This is a genomic window from Rhodanobacter sp. UC4452_H20, from assembly GCF_052978205.1.
This window is the reverse complement of the sequence record NZ_CM129662.1, coordinates 1,778,141-1,795,273: the sequence shown is the minus strand read 5'-3', so window position 1 is coordinate 1,795,273 and position 17,133 is coordinate 1,778,141. Positions and strand designations below refer to the sequence as shown.

17 protein-coding genes are annotated in these 17,133 nt (G+C 69.3%); 6 read left to right on the top strand and 11 right to left on the bottom strand.

Annotated elements, in window-relative coordinates; all coding sequences use genetic code 11:
* Nucleotides 1-54 precede the first annotated feature (54 nt).
* The 3 genes from ACVCMC_RS08565 to cdd all read right to left on the bottom strand — a co-directional run bounded on the left by ACVCMC_RS08565 (nt 55) and on the right by cdd (nt 2,119).
* Nucleotides 55-984 carry a 5'-3' exonuclease gene (locus tag ACVCMC_RS08565; protein WP_447099361.1) on the bottom strand — a complete coding sequence of 310 codons (930 nt, stop codon included), beginning with the start codon at nt 982-984 and terminating at the stop codon, nt 55-57.
* A complete protein-coding gene (locus ACVCMC_RS08560; RefSeq protein ID WP_447099360.1) occupies nt 972-1,541 on the bottom strand; it encodes a nitroreductase family protein in 570 nt (189 codons plus the stop codon). Before ACVCMC_RS08560 ends, ACVCMC_RS08565 begins: the two co-directional genes overlap by 13 nt.
* 161 nt (nt 1,542-1,702) lie before the next feature.
* Nucleotides 1,703-2,119 (bottom strand): cytidine deaminase, encoded by a 417-nt coding sequence (gene cdd / locus ACVCMC_RS08555; protein WP_447099359.1) that lies wholly within the window; start codon nt 2,117-2,119, stop codon nt 1,703-1,705.
* A gap of 129 nt (nt 2,120-2,248) precedes the next feature.
* Here cdd and ACVCMC_RS08550 point away from each other — a divergent pair, with 129 nt between their 5' ends.
* Nucleotides 2,249-3,349: an NAD(P) transhydrogenase subunit alpha gene (locus tag ACVCMC_RS08550; protein WP_447099358.1), complete on the top strand. Its 1,101-nt coding sequence runs from the start codon at nt 2,249-2,251 to the stop codon at nt 3,347-3,349.
* A gap of 30 nt (nt 3,350-3,379) precedes the next feature.
* Here ACVCMC_RS08550 and ACVCMC_RS08545 read toward each other — a convergent pair whose 3' ends face one another.
* From ACVCMC_RS08545 to ACVCMC_RS08535, 3 genes are read right to left on the bottom strand one after another with little or no spacing between them, the layout of a single operon-like run.
* Nucleotides 3,380-3,913 (bottom strand): DUF3106 domain-containing protein, encoded by a 534-nt coding sequence (locus ACVCMC_RS08545; RefSeq protein ID WP_395117172.1) that lies wholly within the window; start codon nt 3,911-3,913, stop codon nt 3,380-3,382.
* A 4-nt stretch (nt 3,914-3,917) separates the two neighbouring features.
* Nucleotides 3,918-4,310: a hypothetical protein gene (locus ACVCMC_RS08540; protein ID WP_447099357.1), complete on the bottom strand. Its 393-nt coding sequence runs from the start codon at nt 4,308-4,310 to the stop codon at nt 3,918-3,920.
* On the bottom strand, nt 4,307-4,906 hold the full coding sequence (locus ACVCMC_RS08535) for an RNA polymerase sigma factor (protein ID WP_447099480.1): 600 nt from the start codon (nt 4,904-4,906) through the stop codon (nt 4,307-4,309). The genes ACVCMC_RS08540 and ACVCMC_RS08535 overlap by 4 nt, the downstream gene beginning before the upstream one ends.
* A gap of 213 nt (nt 4,907-5,119) precedes the next feature.
* Between ACVCMC_RS08535 and ACVCMC_RS08530 the strand changes: the two genes are divergently transcribed.
* Nucleotides 5,120-5,425, top strand: a complete 306-nt coding sequence (locus ACVCMC_RS08530; RefSeq protein ID WP_027493531.1) for an NAD(P) transhydrogenase subunit alpha — start codon at nt 5,120-5,122, stop codon at nt 5,423-5,425.
* Entirely contained in the window at nt 5,425-6,882 is a 1,458-nt protein-coding gene (locus ACVCMC_RS08525; protein ID WP_395117180.1) for an NAD(P)(+) transhydrogenase (Re/Si-specific) subunit beta, read from the top strand. The genes ACVCMC_RS08530 and ACVCMC_RS08525 overlap by 1 nt, the downstream gene beginning before the upstream one ends.
* Before the next feature lie 81 nt (nt 6,883-6,963).
* On the opposite strand, the gene ACVCMC_RS08520 is transcribed toward ACVCMC_RS08525, so the two are convergent.
* Nucleotides 6,964-7,410 (bottom strand): hypothetical protein, encoded by a 447-nt coding sequence (locus ACVCMC_RS08520; RefSeq protein ID WP_447099356.1) that lies wholly within the window; start codon nt 7,408-7,410, stop codon nt 6,964-6,966.
* A gap of 213 nt (nt 7,411-7,623) precedes the next feature.
* Between ACVCMC_RS08520 and sufT the strand changes: the two genes are divergently transcribed.
* The 3 genes from sufT (at nt 7,624) to ACVCMC_RS08505 (ending at nt 12,311) form a co-directional block, all read left to right on the top strand.
* Nucleotides 7,624-8,181, top strand: coding sequence for a putative Fe-S cluster assembly protein SufT (gene sufT / locus ACVCMC_RS08515; protein WP_395117184.1), 558 nt, complete (start codon nt 7,624-7,626; stop codon nt 8,179-8,181).
* A gap of 499 nt (nt 8,182-8,680) precedes the next feature.
* The gene (locus tag ACVCMC_RS08510) at nt 8,681-10,831 is read left to right on the top strand and encodes a M4 family metallopeptidase (protein ID WP_447099355.1); all 2,151 of its coding nucleotides are present in this window, start codon (nt 8,681-8,683) and stop codon (nt 10,829-10,831) included.
* A gap of 565 nt (nt 10,832-11,396) precedes the next feature.
* On the top strand, nt 11,397-12,311 hold the full coding sequence (locus ACVCMC_RS08505) for a LysM peptidoglycan-binding domain-containing protein (RefSeq protein ID WP_447099354.1): 915 nt from the start codon (nt 11,397-11,399) through the stop codon (nt 12,309-12,311).
* Between the two features lie 85 nt (nt 12,312-12,396).
* On the opposite strand, the gene ACVCMC_RS08500 is transcribed toward ACVCMC_RS08505, so the two are convergent.
* From ACVCMC_RS08500 to ACVCMC_RS08485, 4 genes are all read right to left on the bottom strand, one after another.
* A complete protein-coding gene (locus ACVCMC_RS08500) occupies nt 12,397-14,055 on the bottom strand; it encodes a protein kinase domain-containing protein (RefSeq protein WP_447099353.1) in 1,659 nt (552 codons plus the stop codon).
* Entirely contained in the window at nt 14,052-14,585 is a 534-nt protein-coding gene (locus ACVCMC_RS08495; RefSeq protein ID WP_447099352.1) for an FHA domain-containing protein, read from the bottom strand. The genes ACVCMC_RS08500 and ACVCMC_RS08495 overlap by 4 nt, the downstream gene beginning before the upstream one ends.
* A 105-nt stretch (nt 14,586-14,690) precedes the next feature.
* The gene (locus ACVCMC_RS08490; protein ID WP_395117194.1) at nt 14,691-15,185 is read right to left on the bottom strand and encodes an asparaginase domain-containing protein; all 495 of its coding nucleotides are present in this window, start codon (nt 15,183-15,185) and stop codon (nt 14,691-14,693) included.
* Between the two features lie 280 nt (nt 15,186-15,465).
* The gene (locus ACVCMC_RS08485; RefSeq protein ID WP_447099351.1) at nt 15,466-17,106 is read right to left on the bottom strand and encodes an acyl-CoA dehydrogenase family protein; all 1,641 of its coding nucleotides are present in this window, start codon (nt 17,104-17,106) and stop codon (nt 15,466-15,468) included.
* Between the last annotated feature and the right edge of the window lie 27 nt (nt 17,107-17,133).

The window sequence follows — 17,133 nt, the reverse complement described above, 5'->3', positions numbered from 1 at the left end:
CCGGGCTGAAACATCCATGGTGGCCCGTCGGGCGTGCCGCGACAAGCGATCAGCTCAGATCGCCAGCGCGCGCAGGCGGCTGCGGGTCAGCGGGCCGAAGCGCAACTGCTCGCACAACGCATCGAGCTGATCGACCGGGCGAGGCCGGCGCTGCAGGAGGTCGACTTCGCCGGCGCCGGGAGCGTCCAGCGCGATCCGGGTCAGCCGGCGGCACATGCGTGCCTGTTCGGCATGCTGGCGCAGCCGCGCCGCGCAACTGGCCGCGCCACGAAGGCGCAGGAAGGCCACTTCGTCGATGCGTTCGAGCAGGGCATCCAGGCTGCCGAAGTGGGCGAGCAGGGCCGCGGCGGTCTTGGCGCCGATGCCGGGCACGCCGGGGATGTTGTCCACCGCGTCGCCGCACAGCGCGAGATAGTCGGCGACCTGGTGCGGATGCACGCCAAGCTTGTCGTGGACGCCGGCCGGCCCCCAGCGCAGGTTGCGGGCGTAATCCCACTGCTCGTCGTGCTCGCCCAGCAGTTGGCCGAAGTCCTTGTCCGCCGACACGATCACGCTGCGCCAACCCAGCGCGCGCAGGTTCCACACCGTGCTGCCGATCAGGTCGTCGGCCTCGTATTCGTGGTCGATCATCAGGTGCACGCCGAGCGCTTCGGTGAGCGCCCGGCACTGCACGAACTGCCGTTCCAGGTCCGGCGGCGGCAGCTCGCGGTTGGCCTTGTAGGCCGGGTAGATCGTGTTGCGGAACGAGCTGGTCAGCGAGGCGTCGAACGCCACCGCGACATGCTCCGGTCGCGCCCGCTCCAGCAGCTCGCACAGGAAGCGCGCATAGCCGTGCACGGCGTTTACCGGATGACCGTCGACGTCGTGGAACTCGTCCGGCATCGAGTGCCAGGCGCGGAACACGTACAGGCTGCCGTCGACGAGATGGGCAGTGGGAAGATGGACGTCCGGACGTCCGTCTGGCGAGCTGGTCATGGCGTCCATGTGGTGAGCAGGTCGGCCAGCGCCGGTCGGTCGCGGTCGGGAACCTCGACCTGCGGCGTGCCCAGGTGGACGAAGCCGACCACGTGCTCGTCGGCGTCCAGGCCCAGCAGTGCGGCGACTTCGCGGTCGTAGGCGGCCCAGCCGGTCAGCCATTGCGCGCCGTAGCCAAGCGCGAAGGCACCGAGCAGGATGTTGTAGGCCACGTTGCCGGTGCACAGCTTCTGCTCGATTTCCGGCACCTTGCTGTCGGGGTCGATGCGTGCGACCACGGCCACCACCAGCGGCGCGAAGGTGTAGCGGTGGCGCTCCTTCTCCAGCTTGGCGCCGATCATCGCCGGGTTGTTGCGGATACCGATCGCGGTCACCTGTTCGCCGAACGCCAGCTTGGCCTCGTCGCGCAGCAGAATCAGCCGGAACGGCACCAGCTTGCCGTGATCGGGCACGCGGATGGCCGCTTCGAGCAGGGTGTGCAGCGTGGCGTCATCCGGCGCCGGCTCGCCGAGCTGGCGTGCGGGGACGGAATGGCGTTGCTGCAGCAGGGAAAGCGCGTTGGTCATGGGGTGGTTCGACGGGGCGGAACGCTCCATCCTAGCTGGCGGGTCGCCAAGGTGCGAACCGTCGAACGTAGGGCGGGCACTGCCCGCCGGCATTCTGCTTCGCGACGGCGTGACGGGAAGCGGCGGGCAGTGCCCGCCCTACGCTATTTCCACACAACCTCTCAAGCTCGCAGCGGCAGCTTGAACGAGCCGGGCAGCAGCGCGGCCACGCTGGTTTCGCGGATGGCGCCGGTGAGGTTGGCCAGCAGCACCGGGGTAGCCTCGTCACACAATTCGGCCATCACCTGGCGGCAGGCGCCGCAGGGCGTGACTGCCTCCGGGGTATCGGCGACCACCGCGATGGCAGCGAAATCGCCGGGTCGGCAACCGGCGGCGACCGCACTGAACAGGGCCGTGCGTTCGGCGCAGTTGCACAGGCCGTAGGCGGCGTTCTCCACGTTGCACCCGCCGAACGTCCGGCCGTCACGGGTCAGTACCGCGGCACCCACGTGGAAGCGGGAATACGGCGCGTAGGCGTGTTCGCGCGCGGCGCGCGCCAGCGTGAGCAGGTCATCCAGGGCGGGGGGGCTTGCGGGCATCGTGATCTCCGGTGATGACCCCGGCGCTGCGTGCAGCGCGATCCGGCGGGCCAGCTTACTCTCGTGCGCGCGCCCGGATCAAAGCCAACTGCCGCTAAGATGGCAGGAACATTCCACGGGGATCGCACCATGCCTGTCACCATTGCCGCCTTGCGAGAGACTGCCGCCGGTGAGCGGCGCGTGGCGATCACTCCGGAGATGGCGAAGAAGCTGCGCGGCAAGGGGCTGCGCGTGCTGCTGGAGCACGACGTCGGGCGCGCGGCCGGCTTTCCCGACCAGGCCTATGCCGACGCCGAGTTTGCCGATGCCAGCGACGTGCTGGCGCAGGCCGACGTGCTGGCGTGCGTGTTGCCGCCCGAGGACGCGGTGTTCTCCAGCCTGCGCGAGGGCAGCGTGGTCGTCGGCCAGTTGCGGCCGTACGGCGCCGCCGAGCGCATCGCCGCGCTGACCGCGCGCAAGCTGACCGCGTTCTCGCTGGAGCTGCTGCCGCGCACCACGCGTGCGCAGGCGATGGACGTGCTCAGTTCGCAGGCGGCGGTGGCCGGTTATCGGGCCATGCTGATCGCGGCCGAGGCGTCGCCGAAGTTCTTTCCGATGCTGACCACCGCGGCCGGCACGATCCGGCCGTCGAAGGTGCTGGTGATCGGCGCCGGCGTGGCTGGGCTGCAGGCGATCGCCACCGCGCGCCGGCTCGGCGCGCAGATCGAGGGTTACGACGTGCGCCCGGAAACGCGCGAGCAGGTGGAATCGCTGGGCGCGAAGTTCCTCGACCTGGGTGTCAGTGCCGCCGGCAGTGGCGGCTATGCACGCGAGCTGTCGGCGGAGGAACGCGCCGCGCAGCAGCAGGCGCTGGCGAATCACCTGAAGTCGTTCGACGTGGTGGTGAGCACCGCGGCGGTGCCAGGTCGGCCGGCACCGAAGATCCTCACCACCGCGATGGTCGAGGGCATGAAGCCCGGCGCCCTGATCGTCGACCTCGCCGCCGAGGGCGGCGGCAACTGCGAGCTGACCCGTCCCGGCGAGCACGTCGAGCATGGCGGCGTGACGATCATCGGGCCGCTGAACCTGCCGGCCGGCGCGCCGCTGCATGCCTCGGAGATGTACGCGCGCAACGTGTACAACTTCGTCGAGCTGCTGCTGCACGACGGTGCGCTGAAACCGGATTTCGACGACGAGCTGCTCGCCAGGAGCTGCCTGGCGCACGCCGGGGAGACCCGCTTCCAGGGCTGATGGCCGCGGTCATCCGCGGCCCGGCGTGAGTTACCGGGGCGGATGCCCGGTGCCGGTGCCGCCGTCGCGGTCGTGCTGCTGGATTCGCTGCTGCCGCTGCTCGGGCGACAGCTGGCGCCATTCGCGTTTCAGCTGTTCGCGCTGCGCGGGAGGCAGGCTCTGGAAGCGCTCGAAGCTGCGGTGCACGCGCTGGCGTTCTGCCGGCGACATCTCGCGGAACCGGTGCTCGTTGGCGCGCGCCTGACGGCGCTGCTCCGGCGTCATCTGCTGCCAGTGGACGATGCGCTGGCGGATCTCCTCGCGGCGCTCGGGTGGCAGCGTGGTCCAGTACCGGGTGCGGTGCAGCAGGTGCGCCTGCTTGCGTGGCGACAGCTGATCCCATTCGTCCTTGAGCGGCGCCAGCATCTCGCGCTGGCTCGGTGCCAGGCCGTTCCACGGGGTGCGTGCAGGCGCGTCCGCGCTCGCCGGTGGCGGCGTGGGCGTTTGCGCGCACAGCGGCGTGGCCGCGACCCCGAGCAGGGCGGCAAGCAACAGCGACAAAAGGGAAGGCAGCGGCTTGTTCATGGGGTCAGCGTGAGGTCGGGTGCCGGTCGTTGGCGGCGAGCCAGGCGTAGAAATCGAGGTTCTGGTACAGGCCCGGATCGACCTGCTCGGCGTCGGGCGGCAGCTCGTTGTCCACGTCCTGCGGGGCGCTGCTGGCCGCCTGGTTCGCCGATGGCGCGTGCGCGTGCGGCAGCGGTTGCCACACCATCATTACCGCCAACGCCATGGCCGCCAGCGCGCCGGTGGGGATCAGCCAGCGCACCGCCTGACGCTGCGGTGCGGTTGACGGCTGCAGCGCTTCGCGACGGGCGGCGCGCAGCCGCGCGGTCGTGCTCGCGTCAAGATGGTGTGCGGCCTCGCGCCACAGCTTGTGCGCGCGCCGTTCGATCGGTTCGTGCTCGTGCTCGGGCGAGTTCATCGCCAATCCTCCAGTTGGTCGCGCAGCTGATGCATGGCGCGCGACAGATGGGTTTTCACGCTGCCTTCGCCGCAGCCCATGGCGCGTGCGGTCTCCGCCACGTCAAGCCCTTCCAGCATGCGCAGGATGAACGCCTCGCGCTGGCGCCTGGGCAAGCGCTGCACCGCCGCGGCCATGTCCGCGTACGACTGCGCGTCGTGCAGCCGGCCCAGCGGGTCCTTGCCCGGGTCGGCCGGCTCCCACACGGGCAGCTCGTCGCCGCCGTCGTCATGCCCGCCGCCGAGCCAGCCGACCACGATCGAGCGCACCTTGCGCCGGCGCTGCAGGTCCACGATGCGTCGACGCAGGATGCCCCAGAACAGCGGCGCCCATTCCGCGGCCGGCTTGTCGCGATAATGCCGTACCAGTCGCAGCATGGCGTCCTGCACCGCGTCCATGGCGTCCTCGCGATGGCGCAACTGCAGCTCGGCCATGCGGAACGCGCGGCGCTCCACGTCGGCCAGGAACGCATCCAGCGTGGCCGGCACCGCGCGCGCAGCGCCCGGCTCGCCCGCGGCGAGCAGGTCGGCCTCGAGCATGCCGGCGGCGGCATTCACGGCCGACGCTCCGCTGCCATCGGTGATGTCATCGACGGGCTCCATCGGTGGTTCCTGCCTGTTCAACGCGGCAGGCCCGCCAGGGTTGACCGCCTGCGCGAGTCGCGCGGCGCCGTGCGCCGATCGGCGGCCCGGCCTCGACGCACGCCGGGCTTCCCGTATGATGCAGGTTCGGATGCATCCTGGCGGGCGGCTCTCACGGGGGATGGGCTCATGATCGACGGTTTCCTGGCGCTGTACATCTTCATGCTGGCCGCCTTTACCGGCTATGAAATCATCGCGCGGGTGCCGGTGATCCTGCATACGCCGCTGATGTCCGGTTCCAACTTCGTGCACGGCATTGTGCTGGTCGGGGCGATGATTGCGCTAGGCCACGCGAACACACCGTTCGAGATCGCGATCGGCTTCATCGGCGTACTGCTTGGTGCGGGCAACGCCGCCGGCGGCTACGTGGTGACCGAGCGGATGCTGGAAATGTTCAAGTCCAGCAAGCCGGACGCCGGCAAGGGGGCCAAGTGATGAGCTGGCTGCCCACCGTCATCAAGGCCTGCTACTTCCTCGCCGCGCTGCTGTTCATCCTGGGCCTGAAACGCATGAGTTCGCCGCGCACCGCGCGTGGCGGCATCGTGTGGGCCGGTTACGGCATGGTGCTGGCGGTGCTGGCCACGTTCTTCCTGCCGGACATGCACAACCGCGGGCTGATCCTTGCCGCGGTGCTGATCGGCGTCAGCGCCGCGTGGTGGACCGGCCGCCGCGTGGCAATGACCGCGATGCCGCAGATGGTGGCGCTGTACAACGGCATGGGCGGCGGCGCGGCGGCGGCGATCGGCGCGGTCGAGCTGATCGGCTACGCGCGTTCGTCGGGACTGCTGCACGCGGTGCCGGATACCTCGCCGCTGCGGCCCGAAGCCTGGGCGGTGAACGGCCTGCCGCCGGCGCTGTCGCCGACCGAACTGGCGCTGGGCGTGCTCGGTGCGCTGATCGGCGCGGTGAGCTTCTCCGGTTCGCTGGTCGCGTTCGCCAAGCTGCAGGGCTGGATGGACAAGCGCTTCGTGTTTCCCGGCCAGCGCGCGGTGAATCTGTTGCTGCTCGCCGCGGCGGTGGTGGTCGGCGTGCTGCTCGCCACCGGGCATGCCAGCCCGGCGCTGATCGCGGCGTTCTTCGCGCTGGCGCTCGCCTTCGGCCTGATGATGACGCTGCCGATCGGCGGCGCCGACATGCCGGTGGTGATCTCGCTGTACAACGCGTTCACCGGCCTGGCGGTGTCCTTCGAGGGTTTCGTGCTGGGCAACGAGGCGATGATCATTGCCGGCATGGTGGTCGGCGCGGCGGGTACCTTGCTGACCCAGTTGATGGCCAAGGCAATGAACCGCTCGATCGGCAACGTGCTGTTCGGCAGCTTCGGCGCGGCCGGCGGCGAGGCGCAGGCGATCGAGGGCGCGCAGAAGCCGATCGACGCCGCCGACGCGGCAGTGATGATGGCCTACGCCGAGCGCGTGGTGATCGTGCCCGGCTACGGCCTGGCGGTGGCGCAGGCGCAGCACAAGGTGTGGGAGTTCGCGCAACTCCTGATGAAGCGTGGCGTGAAGGTGAAGTTCGCGATCCACCCGGTCGCCGGTCGCATGCCCGGCCACATGAACGTGCTGCTGGCCGAGGCCGGCGTGCCGTACGACCTGATCGCCGACATGGACGACATCAACCCGGAGTTCGCCACCACCGACGTGGCGCTGGTGATCGGTGCCAACGACGTGGTCAATCCGGTAGCCAAGACCGACCCGGCCTCGCCGATCTACGGCATGCCGATCCTGGACGTGGTGAACGCGAAGCAGGTGATCGTGATCAAGCGCGGCAAGGGCACCGGCTTCGCCGGCATCGAGAACGCGCTGTTCTACGCCGACAACACCCGCATGCTGTACGGCGACGGCCAGGCGGCGGTGGGCGAGCTGGTCAACGAGGTGAAGGCGATCGACGGCTGAGGCCGCCTCGCTGCATGCCGTAACGGGCACGGCCCGCCGGCTCTTGCTTCGCGGAATGAAAGGCGGCGGGCGGTGCCCGCCCTAGGTGTTCTTCACGGGTGGGAGTGAACGCCGTTGGCGGGAGGCCAGCCACCCGGCCAGCAGCATGGCCAGCAAGGTCCAGATGAAATCGGCGGGGGTCAGGCCCATGCGCGCCAGCTGCCACAGCATGCCGATGCCGGCGGTGCGCATCGCCTCGATCAGGTCCAGGCCCATGCTGCCCGCGACCTTCACGCCGGCGATCAGCAGGTTGACGTAGATCGCCGACAACGCGGTGGCGCCGGCGGCCAGCAGCAGCGCGCCGATGCCGGGGCGATGCACGCCGGCGCGGATGACCCACGCCAGCATGACGCCGATCGGCACCACCAGCCAGGGCAGGGGATGGCGCGAGTACAGCGCCACCACCATCCACGCGGCGCCGGCGGCAAGCCCCAGCATGGCGGCGCTGAACAGCGCAAACAGCAGGGCCGGCACGCTGCGCGCCCTCATTGGTGGCGTCCCGCCAGGTGGGTGCAAGGCATCGCTTGATCCGTCGGCAAAGCGGCCATCATACCGTGCGTTGTGCGCCGGGACGGGCGGGCAAAACGTCGCCTCATCTCCCGCCGGGCTGATCTGGAACAAGCGGTCGCGCGTCGCGGGCGGCATAATGGGCACTTCGGTACGGCATGTGGCCGCGCCTGTGGATACGGGAAAGTCGTTGGCATGAGTGGTTTCAGTCTGAGCAGCGAACCGGTCACCCTGGTGCGCGATTGCAGCGCCGTGATGGTGCCGCAGGGCGAGGTGGTGACGTTGCCCGCGGGCCAGATCGGCTACATAACCCAGGCCCTCGGCGGCAGTTTCACCGTCTACGTCGAGGGCAACCTGTTCCGCGTGGCCGGCGACGATGCCGATGCGCTGGGCAAGGATCGGCCGGTGCCGATCGAAGTGCCGCCGGACGCCACCGATGCCGACGTGGAGAAGCTTGCCTGGGACCAGTTGCGCACGGTGTTCGACCCGGAGATCCCGGTCAACGTGGTCGATCTCGGGCTGGTCTACGACCTGAGCATGGAGCACGGCGAATCCGGCGAACGCAAGGTCTACGTCAAGCTCACCCTCACCGCGCCCGGTTGCGGCATGGGCGACATCCTGGTGGACGACGCGCGCACCAAGCTGGAGATGATCCCCACCATCTCCGAGGCCGACGTGGACCTGGTGTTCGACCCGCCGTGGAACCACTCGATGATGTCCGACGAGGCGAAGCTGGAAACCGGCATGCTCTGAACGGCGCGAGGTCGGTGTCGGAAAATCTTGCGTCGCGCTGACGCGCAGGAACAGTTCGGTACCATCGCGCCCGCAGCGCTCGTCGATGGACTTTCGCGTTCGCGAAAGTGACCACGGACAAGCCATCCGAAAGCTTCCGAAGCATCCGCGACGCTGCGGCGTCGATGTCGTGCGCGCATCCGGCAGGACGTGACCGCGATCACCCGGCGTAGGAAAAAGTCGGATTGTCAGGCGGTATCGCAAGTAATAACGTCGCCGGGTCCACCATCTGGGAGGCTGGGGGATGATCCCGTGGCGACGCCTTTGTCGTCTTGCAGTTACGCGTCCATGTGCTGTCCCTGCAGGGAACCTCAGGGGGAAGGCAGCCACCGGCGGACGTAGTTCGGGATCGCCGGACCGCTGACGAATACCAACGCCGTGTCTCGCACGGAAATTCTTGCATGGGGCTTTGCGGCCGCATCGGGCGCGTTTGTCCCCAATTTTTCCAGGAGCTCATTACATGCCCTATCCATCCCGCCTGAAATTGCTGGTGGCCGCCATCGGCATGGCCACCGCCACGGCTGCCACCGCCGCCAACACGCAATCCCTGCGCGCACAGAACCTGGGCGCCGTACCCGTCGCCTCGCTCGCCACCCAGTTGAACCTGGGCCCGGGCATGACGCTGGCGCCGCACGGCGCCGTGGCGCTCGCCGGCCAGCACCGCGTGGTGCGCCAGCAGCAGATGTACCAGGGCGTGCCGGTGTACGGCCGCAGCATCGCCGTGGTGCAGGACGCCCAGGGCAACGCCTTGCGCGCCACCGGCGAGCTGATGCAGCAGGGCCAGCAGCAGATCTCGGTGCGCCCCCGGCTGAATGCCGCGCGCGCTATCGCGGCGCTGAAGGCGCACGCGCACACCGTGCTGGTCGCCGGTACGGCGATGGAGAACGCCCGCGCCGACCTGTTCGTGTATCCGCAGGAAGGTGCGGCGCCGCGACTGGTCTATCGTGTCTCGTACTTCGTCAACGGCGCCAACCCGACGCGCCCCACCGCCATCGTCGACGCCAACACCGGCGCGGTGATCAAGAGCTGGAACGGTCTCACCGATGCCTCGGCCAACGGCCCGGGCGGCAACCAGAAGACCGGCATGTACACCTACGGCACCGACTACGCGGCGCTCGACGTCACCCAGTCGGGCAGCACTTGCACGCTGCAGAACACCAACGTCAAGACCTACAACCTCAACCACGCCAGCAGCGGCGGTTCGGTGGTCAGCTTCACCTGCCCGACCAGCAACACCGACGCGATCAACGGCGCCTATTCGCCGGTCAACGACGCCCATCACTTCGGCGGCGTGGTGCACGACATGTACCAGTCCTACACCGGTGCGCCGCCGCTGAGCATCCAGCTGCTGATGAAGGTGCACTACCAGTCCAACTACGAGAACGCGTTCTGGGACGGTTCGGCGATGTACTTCGGTGACGGCGCCAGCACGTTCTACCCGCTGGTGTCGCTGGACGTGACCAGCCACGAGATCAGCCACGGCTACACCGAGCAGAACTCCGGCCTGGAATACAGCGGCCAGTCCGGCGGCATGAACGAGGCGTACTCCGACATCGCCGGCGAGGCGGCTGAATACTTCGATCGCGGCTCGGCCGATTTCCTGGTCGGCGCGGACATCGTCAAGGCCAGCGCCGGCATCGGCGACGCGCTGCGCTACATGTGCAACCCGCCGCAGGACGGCGGCTCGATCGACAACGCGGCCGACTACACCTCCAGCCTCGACGTGCACTACTCCAGCGGCGTCTACAACAAGTCGTTCTGCCTGCTGGCCAAGACCACGGGCTGGGACGTGAAGAAGGCGTTCCAGGTCTACGCGCTGGCCAACAAGGTGTACTGGACGGCCACGTCCACGTTCAACTCCGGCGCCTGCGGCGTGGAGTCGGCCGCGACCGACCTGGGCTACGACAAGAATGCGGTGATCGCCGCGTTCAACGGCGTGGGCGTGGCTTGCCCGGGTACCGGCGGCGGTGGCGGCGGCAGCACCACCGAGCTGCAGAACAACGTCGGCGTCACCGGCGTGTCGGGTGCCGCCGGTGCCGACAACGACTATTTCATCACCGTGCCGACCGGCGCCAGCAACCTGGTGATGTCGATCTCCGGCGGCACCGGCGACGCCGACCTGTACACCAAGTTCGGCAGCGCGCCGACCACCAGCAGCTACGATTGCCGCCCGTACAAGGCCGGCAACTCGGAAAGCTGCAGCGTGGCCTCGCCCGCCGCCGGCAAGTACTACATCAAGGTGCACGGCTACTCGTCGTACTCCGGGGTAACCGTCAAGGCTTCCTATTCCACCGGCGGTGGCGGTGGTGGTGGCAGCTCCGACTCGGTGAGCCTGCCGACGGTAAGCACGGGCAACTGGTCGGCCACCTACAGCGAGACGGTGCAGGCCGGCCACACCGCGACCTTCGCGATCTCCGGCGGTAGCGGTGATGCGGACTTGTATGTGCGGGCGGGCGCGGAACCGACCACCAGCTCCTACAGCTGCCGCCCCTACAAGACCGGCAACAGCGAGAGCTGCACCTTCAAGCCGTCGACGACCACCACCTATTACATCAAGGTGCGGGCGTACAAGACGTTCTCCGGCGTGACCTTGACGGAAACGATGAACTGAGGGTTGGTGGATTTTTCCACCTCGAAGCCCGGCAGGGACATGGCGAGGGCAAGGATGCCCGAGTTGAGGCAACGCTTCGGGCAGTTGCCCGATAGGCGGGCGCGATGGGTGCGCCACTGCATGATGCGCCTGAGCGCGTCCGGACGTGTGCCGGGCTCGCGATCGAAGAAGGCCGCAGGAAGCGGCTTTCTTCATCAGCCTGGACGGGCCATGGACAGCCCGTTGTACTGATCGGGGGAGAAGTACCTGCAAGGCAGGCCTGGCTGGTTCGAGCAGGCCTTCCTTGCCTTGTCCTGGAACCGCCGCTGGCGGCATGACGGGAGTTCACGAACATTCGTCGCGGCCCCGCGCCGCGGCAATCCGGGCGCCCGCCGCTATAATGGCCTTCGCCGAACGCATGGCCCGTCCCCGGGACGGATGCGGCGCAGGGGGACTGCCGGATGATGTTCGAACACCTTGGATTTCCGCGTGTCGCCACCCGCGCTTGCCGCGCCGGGCACGAGCGCGCACGCCGAAGCCGCCACTGGTCGTGGCCGGCGCGTGATGGGCTGACGAATCAATGGGCATGAGCCATGCGCATCGCCTGGCCTCGACACGCCACGTTCGCCTGCCTTGGCGGCCGGCGACGACGCTGATTCTCGCCGCACTGGCCGCCGTGTGCGTGTCCGGCTGCCGTTCGTTGGGCGGCTATTCCTCGGCCGTGGTCACCCCGGCGCAATCGTCGGCGCCGCCGACACCGGCCGTGCCCGCGGCGACAGCCCCGGCACCGTCGCTGGCCTCGATCGTCAAGCACCAGCTGCAGCCTGGCCACTACGCCGAAGGCGAGCAGGCGCTGCGGCTGTACGTGGAGCAGCATCCGCAGGATCGCGCCGCGCGCGGCATGTTGCGCCAGCTCACTGCCGATCCGGAGCGTTGGCTCGGCAGCCGCTCGCGGGCGCATGTGGTGCAGTCGGGCGAGTCGTACAGCACGCTGGCGGCGCGCTATCTGGGCGACGCCAACCTCTTTCTGATCCTCGCGCGCTACAACCACTCCACCAATCCGTCGCTGCTGCGCACCGGCCAGACGCTGCGCATCCCGTTGTCGGCGCGAGGCGCATCACCGGCGGCGGGAGCGGCGGCCAGCAGCGCGGCGCCTGCCGGCCAGGCCGTCGCCGAATCGTCGGTGGCTAAGGCGCGCCGCTTGCAGGACGAGAGCGTGTCGCTGTTCGACCAGGGCCATGCGCAGCAGGCGCTTGCCCGCATGGACGAGGCGTTGCGCCTCGATCCGCGGCTGCAACCGGCCGGCGCCGAAGCTGCCAGTCTGCGCAGTCGCCTGCTGGACTCGTACCACGAGCAGGCCGTGGTGCTGTACCGCGACCAGCAACTGGACAAGGCCATCGCGCTGTGGAACCGCGTGTTGGCGATCGCCCCGAACTACGAGCCGGCCGTCGCCTACCGCGCGCGTGCGCTCGAGCTCAAGCAGCGGCTGAAACAATACTGATTCACGCCACCGCAGGAGCCCGCTCGCGGGCGATGCTCTTGTGTCGGTACTCGGCAAAAGAAAAGCATCGCCCGCGAGCGGGCTCCTACGGTGGTGCGGGCGGAACGGGCGTGAGGGTGACCTCGGCCGCTACCGTCGACATGATGCGGGTCGGGCGGGTGACGTCCGCCTCGCCGGCTGGCGGTGCGGCTTCGGCGGTGCGGCGCCGGCGGGCCTGCAGGGTGCTGTTCATCAGGTTGAAGGTGGCGAACAGGCGGCCGAATTCGTCGCGCCGCACCAGGCGGATGCGGTGGCCAAAGTCGCCGCGGGCCACGCGCAGCAGGGCGTCGCCGAGCAGGCCCAGCATCATCAGCGGGCGGCGGAACAACCAGTATGCCGCGCCGACCACGGCAGCCAGGGTCAGCGCCAGCACCAGCGCGATCACCCACAGCGTGGTCTTCTGTGCCGCGCGCAGTCCCGCATTGCTGATGCCCAGGCGCAGGCTGCCGATGGTCTTGGTCTGGTACTGGATCGGCACCTCGAACAGCAGCATGTCGCCTTGCCGCTCCGCAGCGGGCAGCTTGCGGCCGACCTCGGCCTGCTGCGTGCTGGCGATGACTTCGCCGCTGCGGTCGGCGATCGCCAGGTAGTGGATCTGCCGGTTGCGCGAGACATCGGTAACCAGCGCGCGGGTGGCGGCGTGGTCGCCGAGCAGCAGGTTCTCGGCCGATTCGCCGGCGATCATGCGCCCCATCGAACTGCCGAAATCCAGCGCCAGGCCGGTCACCGCGGCATGCTGCTTGGCGTAGATCGCGGCCAGCCCCAGCACCAGCACCAGGCTCAGGATCGCGCCGAGGCTGCTGGCCCAGCGCAGTCGCAGCGAGATGATGCGCTTGGCCAGCGGCTTTTCGCGTTCGCGTTCGTACTCGCGTGCGGCCAGGCGCAGGTCGTCGATGACCTCCGCGCCGCGCTGGTAGCGCGACTCGGCCGCGCTCGCCAGCAGCGTGCGCGCGATGCTGATCAGCATCGACGGCGTGGCCGGGTCGCGCGGGCGGATCGGCGGCAGCGGCGAGCGCAGCCGCTTGCGCATCAGCTGCTGCACATTGCCCGGCTCCGGCCACGGCAGCTTGCCGGTGAGCAGCCAGTACAGCACCACGCCCAGCGAGAACAGGTCGCTGCGCGCATCGCTGCGTTCGCCGCGCAGGCGCTCCGGCGCCATGTAGGCCGGCGTGCCGCCGACTTCCTTCGCTCGCCGCGGCGTGTCGCGGGGCGAGGCGCGGCGTTCGGCGATGCCGAAATCGCTGATCTTGGCGTAGCTCCAGCCGTCGAGCAGCATGATGTTCTCGGGCTTGATGTCGTGGTGCAGCACGCCGCGCGCATGCGCGTAGTCGAGCGCGGCGGCGAGCTGGCCGATCAGGTCGATGATCGCCGGCAGCGGCGGGAATCCCTCGCGGCTGACCTTGCCGGCCAGCGTCTCGCCCGGCAGTCGCTCCATCGCGATGTACGAACGGCCGTCGTCGGTCTCGCCGACGTCGAAGATGGTGACGATGTGCGGGTGGGTCAGGTGGCCGGCGGCGCGGGCCTCGACCAGGAACCGGCGCCGGTACGCGGGGTCGGCAGCGACCTCCTGGTGCAGGCACTTGATCGCGACATTGCGCTGGATCTCCGGGTCGAAACCGGCATAGACCACCGCCATCGCGCCTTCGCCGAGCACGCCCTCGACGCGATAGCGGCCGACCCTGGGCGGCAGTGCGCGCGCGCTCACGGCGAACGCAGCCACCACCAGGCCACGGCACCGGCAACCAGCAACAGCGCCACGGCGCCGCCGATCCAGCGCCCGTACGAGTGCCTCGGCTGGCCGTGTTCGCGGGTGAGGAACACGAACTCCGCCTGACCGAGGCGGATGTGGTCGCCGTGGCGCAAGGCCACTTCGTGGATGCGCCGGTCGTTGACGAAGGTGCCGTTGGTGGACAGCGTATTCATGATGATGCAGCGGCCATGCTGCTGGGTGATCCACGCATGGCAGCCGGACACGCTCAGGTCGTCGACGACGATGTCGTTGTCGAGCCGGCGGCCGATCGCCTGCCGGCCGGGGCGGATGACGAAGCGACGCCCTTCGATGCCGGGGCTGCTGCCTTCCAGCACCGGCGTGCGCGCGCTGACTTCGCTGTCCCGCCCGTTCGCGGCATCGCTGGCGTATTGCCGCAAGGCCTCGGTCGAGAAGAAGCGGGTGCCTTGCGGCCCGGAAGATCGCTTGCCGGAATGGCGAGACGGTTCTTGCTTGCTGTCACTCATTGATTCCCCGGATGGCCCCTGCCTGTCGGCACTATAGCCAAGCCGCGGGTGCGGCAAGCGTGATCGCCACCTCAATGGCGTCCGGCCGGCCCGGCTGCCGGGGGATCAGGAGGGCTTCGCTTCCTCGAAGCGGTTCTCCGCGCGGTTCTTGCGCACCTTGGCCGGATCCCACACGCGGCCGTTCATGGCGATGTAGACGCCATCGGGCAGGGTCTGCACCGCGGCCACCGCGCAGCCGATGTTGAACACCGCGTCGGAGCCCTGGAAGCGCGCCGGGTTCAGCGCGCCGGTCAGCACGATCACCTTGCCCTTGATGCTGGCCAGCTCGCGCGCGGTCTCGACCATGGTGTCGGTGCCGTGGGTGACCAGCACGTGGCGGTGCGGCTGCGCCTCGATCGTCGAGCGCACCAGCGCGCGGTCCTCGGCGCCCATGTGCAGGCTGTCCTTGCGCAGGATCGGGATCACGTCGAACTCGAACGCCACGCCGAGGTGGCCCAGGATCTCGCCGATCTGCGGCGCGCCGATCTTGTAATCCGACTTGTCGTCGAAATAGACCTTGTCGATGGTGCCGCCGGTGGTGACGATGGTCAGGTGCTGCATGTCGGTGCGCCAGGGAGGGAATCGCCGCATTTTAGCCCGCGCCGGCCAGGCGCGCCCGCGGGAGCGTACCTGGGCGATCCGTGCCGCCCCGACGTCCCGGTAGGAGCGCACCCTGTGCGCGATTCTCTTGCTGCGGGGATTCGGGATTCGGGATTCGGGATTCGGGATTCGGGATTCGCAAGAACATCGCGCACAGGGTGCGCTCCTACGGCGAGGCGCTTCAGGGTAGGGCGGGCACTGCCCGCCGCTCTTGGTGCCGGCGCGCGGCGCCCGCCCTGCGTCAGCTCAGCAGCGACGCGGTGTTGCCGGCATCGGGTGCGACCAGCCGGTCGAGGCCGCGGCCGACGAAGCGGTGCAAGGCTGCGGCGGGGCGCGGCTCGCCGCGACCTTTCGACCATGTGGCCTGGCGCGCCAGCAGCGCCGCGGCGGCGCAACGCGCGAGGGTGAAGGCGAGGCCGCGTGCGCCGGCTTCCAGCGTGTCGCGCGCGGACGCGTGCTGGTCGAGCCAGCGCGCGGCGGCGTCCAGCGTCTGCCGGATCGCGCTGGCCGCGTGCATGTCGTCGTTGCCGTCCAGCCAGCGGCCGGTCGCATGGCGCAGGGCGCCGAGGCTGTCGCCGGCCAGCGCGCGCAGGCTGTCCAGCGAAAGGACATTCGTGGTGCCTTCCCAGATCGCGTAGACCTGCGCGTCGCGCAGCAGCTGCGGCAAGCCGGTGTCCTCGATGTAGCCGGCGCCGCCAAAGCATTCCAGCGTTTCGGAGCAGGCCTTCACCGCCAGCTTGCCCGTCCACAGTTTGGCCAGCGGCGTGAGCAGGCGCAGCACCGCGGCTTCTTCCGCGCTGGCCGCACCGTGCTCGACGCGGCCGAGCAGGTGGGCGACCTCGAAGGCCAGCGCGAATGCGGCCTCGAAATCCGCCTGCATGTCGGCCAGCGTCTGCGCATGCAGCGGCTGCTCGATCAACGGACGGCCAAACGCGCGGCGGCGGGTAGCGAAATCCCGCGCCAGGCTGATCGCGCGAGCCATGCTGGCCACCGCGCAGATCGCGTTCCAGCTGCGGGTGACATTGAGCATCGGCGCCACCTGGCGCACGCCGTGGGCAAGCTCGCCCAGCGGCCAGGCGGGCAGGCCGTCGAGATGGATTTCCGCGGTGGGCAGTTCCTGCGTGCCGAGCTTGTCCTTCAAGCGATCGATCACCAGTTCGCTCTTGCGTCGCGCGCCGTCCATCGTCTCCACGTAGAACAGCGCCAGCGCGCCGGTGCCGCCGCTGGCGCCTTCCGGCCGTGCCAACGCCAGCGCTGCCTCGCCGACCACTGCCGAGCTGAACCACTTGCGGCCGTACAAGCGCCATTGGCCGTCTGCGTCCTGGCGCGCGATTGTCTCGGTATTGCCCACGTCGGAGCCGCCGGCGGTCTCGGTCATCCACTGGCCGCTGAGCCAGAACGTGGCCGGGTCGCGACTGAGGAAACGCGGCAGCACGCGCGCGATCAGTTCGCGGTTGCCGGAGGCCTTGATCGCGGTGGCGGCACCGTCGGTCATCGCCAGCGGGCAGGTGTAGAACCCGCTGGCGAGGTGGTACAGGTAGACGCGGGCGAATTCCTCCAGCCGCGCGTGCTCGCTGTCCGCATGGCCGGCGGCGAGCACCGCATGCCGCGTCGTCATCGCCGCGCCTTCCTGCCACGCCGGTGTCAACTCGATGCGGTCCACCCGTTGTCCCCACGCGTCCCACTGGGTCAGTACCGGCTTGCGCCGCGTCGTGGTGCATGCGCGCTGCCAGGCCATCAACGCGTAGTCGCCCAGCGCGTCGAGGTCGGCGTCCAGCGCGGCGCGGCGCTCGGCCGGCAGCGCACGATCGAGCAGGGCCAGCAGAACGCGGTCGCTGCGATACGGGTGCGGCAGTTGCGGTGAATCCTGCAGGAAGGCCATGGCACGCTCCGTCCAGAGTCGAGGTGT

Excerpts from the sequence above, each read along its gene's own strand:
- ACVCMC_RS08530 (WP_027493531.1), top strand. The coding sequence starts at position 5,120 with ATGATCGACGGTTTCCTGGCGCTGTACATCTTCATGCTGGCCGCCTTT.
- ACVCMC_RS08485 (WP_447099351.1), bottom strand. The coding sequence starts at position 17,106 with ATGGCCTTCCTGCAGGATTCACCGCAACTGCCGCACCCGTATCGCAGC.
- ACVCMC_RS08565 (WP_447099361.1), bottom strand. The coding sequence starts at position 984 with ATGGACGCCATGACCAGCTCGCCAGACGGACGTCCGGACGTCCATCTT.
- ACVCMC_RS08490 (WP_395117194.1), bottom strand. The coding sequence starts at position 15,185 with ATGCAGCACCTGACCATCGTCACCACCGGCGGCACCATCGACAAGGTC.
- ACVCMC_RS08545 (WP_395117172.1), bottom strand. The coding sequence starts at position 3,913 with ATGAACAAGCCGCTGCCTTCCCTTTTGTCGCTGTTGCTTGCCGCCCTG.
- ACVCMC_RS08525 (WP_395117180.1), top strand. The coding sequence starts at position 5,425 with ATGAGCTGGCTGCCCACCGTCATCAAGGCCTGCTACTTCCTCGCCGCG.
- ACVCMC_RS08505 (WP_447099354.1), top strand. The coding sequence starts at position 11,397 with ATGAGCCATGCGCATCGCCTGGCCTCGACACGCCACGTTCGCCTGCCT.
- ACVCMC_RS08520 (WP_447099356.1), bottom strand. The coding sequence starts at position 7,410 with ATGAGGGCGCGCAGCGTGCCGGCCCTGCTGTTTGCGCTGTTCAGCGCC.
- ACVCMC_RS08540 (WP_447099357.1), bottom strand. The coding sequence starts at position 4,310 with ATGAACTCGCCCGAGCACGAGCACGAACCGATCGAACGGCGCGCGCAC.
- ACVCMC_RS08495 (WP_447099352.1), bottom strand. The coding sequence starts at position 14,585 with ATGAGTGACAGCAAGCAAGAACCGTCTCGCCATTCCGGCAAGCGATCT.
- ACVCMC_RS08550 (WP_447099358.1), top strand. The coding sequence starts at position 2,249 with ATGCCTGTCACCATTGCCGCCTTGCGAGAGACTGCCGCCGGTGAGCGG.
- cdd (WP_447099359.1), bottom strand. The coding sequence starts at position 2,119 with ATGCCCGCAAGCCCCCCCGCCCTGGATGACCTGCTCACGCTGGCGCGC.
- sufT (WP_395117184.1), top strand. The coding sequence starts at position 7,624 with ATGAGTGGTTTCAGTCTGAGCAGCGAACCGGTCACCCTGGTGCGCGAT.
- ACVCMC_RS08560 (WP_447099360.1), bottom strand. The coding sequence starts at position 1,541 with ATGACCAACGCGCTTTCCCTGCTGCAGCAACGCCATTCCGTCCCCGCA.
- ACVCMC_RS08510 (WP_447099355.1), top strand. The coding sequence starts at position 8,681 with ATGCCCTATCCATCCCGCCTGAAATTGCTGGTGGCCGCCATCGGCATG.